At 24.4% G+C, this 1845-nt stretch carries 6 protein-coding genes; all 6 read right to left on the bottom strand.

Annotated elements, in window-relative coordinates:
- Positions 1–259 precede the first annotated feature (259 nt).
- Complete coding sequence (locus AJ936_RS10215) at positions 260–403, bottom strand: hypothetical protein (protein WP_002807233.1); 144 nt, start codon at positions 401–403, stop codon at positions 260–262.
- An 11-nt stretch (positions 404–414) separates the two neighbouring features.
- Entirely contained in the window at positions 415–669 is a 255-nt protein-coding gene (locus AJ936_RS01540) for a hypothetical protein (RefSeq protein WP_044794622.1), read from the bottom strand.
- A complete protein-coding gene (locus tag AJ936_RS10485; RefSeq protein WP_002813541.1) occupies positions 632–754 on the bottom strand; it encodes a hypothetical protein in 123 nt (40 codons plus the stop codon). The genes AJ936_RS01540 and AJ936_RS10485 overlap by 38 nt, the downstream gene beginning before the upstream one ends.
- Before the next feature lie 90 nt (positions 755–844).
- Positions 845–1114: a type II toxin-antitoxin system YafQ family toxin gene (locus AJ936_RS01545; RefSeq protein ID WP_002789000.1), complete on the bottom strand. Its 270-nt coding sequence runs from the start codon at positions 1112–1114 to the stop codon at positions 845–847.
- Entirely contained in the window at positions 1104–1325 is a 222-nt protein-coding gene (locus AJ936_RS01550) for a hypothetical protein (protein WP_002881155.1), read from the bottom strand. The genes AJ936_RS01545 and AJ936_RS01550 overlap by 11 nt, the downstream gene beginning before the upstream one ends.
- A gap of 187 nt (positions 1326–1512) precedes the next feature.
- Positions 1513–1656 (bottom strand): hypothetical protein, encoded by a 144-nt coding sequence (locus AJ936_RS10220; RefSeq protein WP_002807233.1) that lies wholly within the window; start codon positions 1654–1656, stop codon positions 1513–1515.
- Between the last annotated feature and the right edge of the window lie 189 nt (positions 1657–1845).

Here is a 1845-nt window from a genome sequence, read left to right on the forward strand (position 1 = left end):
GCTTTTAGCTAAACTCTCAAAAACAGGTAAAAAATCCTTATCAAATCCGCTAATTTCAATTTTTATAGCCATTTATATCCTTTCTTATATAATTTTTATTTTTATTATACCATAAAGGGTTTTGTTGTAAAATTGGAAAAAACTTTTTTTATATATAAAATTACATAAATAAGACAATCAAAATACAATATAAAAGATTAAAGAATAGTAAAAACGGTTTTTTAAAAAAACTAATATAAATATATGGCTAATTATATAATTAATCCTCCTCTAAGCCATCATTAATTCCTGCTTCTGCAAGTTCAAGCTGTTCTTTTTGATACACTTTATCATCTTTAAAGGCTTCAAAACTTTTTTCCCATAAAACCTTTCTTTGCTCTATATATTCTTGATCTTTACACATATTAATCCTTTTTATTTATCAGGTTTAAAACCACTATCTAAAATTATTTTTGTCATTGCACCTTTAAGTTTATCAAAACGATTTAAAGCTTGCATATTACTAACTCTAAGCAATCTTATTTTATCATCTTTTTTATAAAACACTTTAAAAACTTCATCACTTTGTTTGTGTTTTACCATATCATCTAAAGTAGGACTATCTATGAATTCATATTCTTTGGTAAAATCTTCATTTAAAACATCGAATAAATCTTGAGAAATAACCATTAGGATTAACTGGATCATAAGTATAAGAACTTACTACACATTCTCTCATAGCTTTTTGTATTTCTTCTTGGGATAATTTTTTCATAGTGTTTTTCTTTTTTCTTTCTATTATGATATAAATGACTTAATATGTAGTTATGGATTTTTATAAACTTGATTAATTTAACTTCAATTATTAAAACAACTCGCTATGAGAACCTATATTAATACATGTTAAAATAAGTTTATCATCTTGTTTTTGATAAATTAAGAGCAAATCAGGTTTTACATGACACTCTCTAAGCTCTTTAAATTCACCTTTTAGTTTATGATCTTTGTATTTTCTTTCAAGAGTTTCATTGTTAGATAAGCGATAGACTATTTCATCTACTAAGTCTTTTTCTTTTAGCGTTAGCTTCTTATAGTTTTTCTTGTATTCTTTTAAAACTCTAATTTCATATTTCACGCATAGCCTTTTTATACTCATCAAAGTTTTTAAAAGTTTCATGCTCTCCATTTTTCATTTCTTCTAAAGCCTTTTTCATAGAACTTTGTTTTTTCTCTTCTGGAGTATCACATTCTAACAAACAATAAGTAGCTTTTAGGCTTTTAGCTAAACTCTCAAAAACAGGTAAAAAATCCTTATCAAATCCGCTAATTTCAATTTTTATAGCCATTTATATCCTTTCTTATATAATTTTTATTTTTATTATACCATAAAGGGTTTTGTTGTAAAATTGGAAAAAACTTTTTTTATATATAAAATTACATAAATAAGACAATCAAAATACAATATAAAAGATTAAAGAATAGTAAAAACGGTTTTTTAAAAAAACTAATATAAATATATGGCTAATTATATAATTAATCCTCCTCTAAGCCATCATTAATTCCTGCTTCTGCAAGTTCAAGCTGTTCTTTTTGATACACTTTATCATCTTTAAAGGCTTCAAAACTTTTTTCCCATAAAACCTTTCTTTGCTCTATATATTCTTGATCTTTACACATATTAATCCTTTTTATTTATCAGGTTTAAAACCACTATCTAAAATTATTTTTGTCATTGCACCTTTAAGTTTATCAAAACGATTTAAAGCTTGCATATTACTAACTCTAAGCAATCTTATTTTATCATCTTTTTTATAAAACACTTTAAAAACTTCATCACTTTGTTTGTGTTTTACCATATCATCTAAA

It is taken from the genome of Campylobacter sp. BCW_6877, assembly GCF_001762445.1.
Lineage (GTDB): Bacteria > Campylobacterota > Campylobacteria > Campylobacterales > Campylobacteraceae > Campylobacter_D > Campylobacter_D jejuni.